Origin of the sequence: Microbacterium sp. 18062, assembly GCF_902706225.1 — a bacterium.
Taxonomy (GTDB): domain Bacteria; phylum Actinomycetota; class Actinomycetes; order Actinomycetales; family Microbacteriaceae; genus Microbacterium.
Window position 1 is genome coordinate 1 of sequence record NZ_CACSKB010000158.1, and the last position, 615, is coordinate 615.

A 615-nucleotide genomic window follows, 5' to 3' on the forward strand; every position below is an offset into this window, starting at 1 on the left:
GCATCCCCGAAGTCCAGCCGATTTCGATTCAGCAGTTCCAGGCCAGTGATGACCTTGGTACGCGCACAAAGAATGGGCTGGGCCCGGAAATTGCGCTTGGCTAGTTGAATCGCATCGGTCATCTTCAAATCCGCTTCTGGAGGTTTGCCATCCAGACCCACCAGGCGAAGGACATCACGCCGATCGCGACAGGGGCCACCAACGTCGACACGAAGACCGGCGCGAAAATCCACGCGATCAAGCACGCGCCGACGAGCCTCGCCAGGTCGACTCCGCCCTTGTGCAGGCGAGGGCTCTGAGACCTGAAGGACGCCTTTGCAATTTGCCGCTGGTAGAAGCCATCCGAGAAGGCTGCGAGCAGACATGGCAGTGCGAAGGCCATCCACATCACGATCATCCCCAGCCGATAGAGCACCACGTGGGACCAGATGGCGGTGGCGTGAATGCGATCGACCACCCACATGTCGATCTTCTTGTTGCCGCTGCTTGCCGCCTGTTCCATCACCTCGCCGGCCTGGGCGTTGACCCAACTGAGCAGGTCGAGGATTCGGTCCATGATCCATTGGTCCGTTTCCGCGCCCAGCCAGTCGACGATCTGTCGCTGCTCGCGCATTC

General features: G+C 60.5%; 1 protein-coding gene. It reads right to left on the reverse strand.

The annotated features are described in order from the left end of the window. Nucleotides 1-124: 124 nt before the first annotated feature. Nucleotides 125-615 (reverse strand): DUF4400 domain-containing protein (locus GVL03_RS19130; protein ID WP_159502571.1); only part of this gene is annotated, 491 nt, incomplete at its 5' end.